Origin of the sequence: Mesorhizobium sp. M8A.F.Ca.ET.207.01.1.1, from assembly GCF_004794715.1 — a bacterium.
GTDB lineage: Bacteria > Pseudomonadota > Alphaproteobacteria > Rhizobiales > Rhizobiaceae > Mesorhizobium.
Genome location: NZ_SRUS01000630.1, coordinates 1 through 278, shown reverse-complemented (window position 1 = coordinate 278; position 278 = coordinate 1). Strand labels below are relative to the sequence as shown.

Annotated in this window: 1 protein-coding gene; it reads left to right on the top strand. The window is 62.6% G+C overall.

Annotated features, from left to right (window positions below; translation table 11 throughout):
* Nucleotides 1-278, top strand: a 278-nt coding sequence (locus EN850_RS36810; protein ID WP_210238117.1) for a hypothetical protein, incomplete at both ends; no start/stop codon positions are given.

Sequence of the window (278 nt, the reverse complement as noted above, 5' to 3'; positions counted from 1 at the left end):
ATGCGACCTTCGGTTTCCGCGACGACCTGTTCGCGGACCGCAAGCTCCTCCACATCAACATCGACAGCGGCGAGATCGACAAGGTCTACAAGGCGGACGGCGCCGTCATCGCCGACGCGAAGCTGGCGGTCGGCACCCTCCTCAACAAGATGGCGCACATGCTCGAACCGAGCGTCTCGGCGTACCGCGAAGCGACCGATTACAGCGATGAGCACATCCTCCATCTCACCGGCAAGATCCATCCCGGCCAGATGGCGCAATCGCTGTCGAAACGCCTG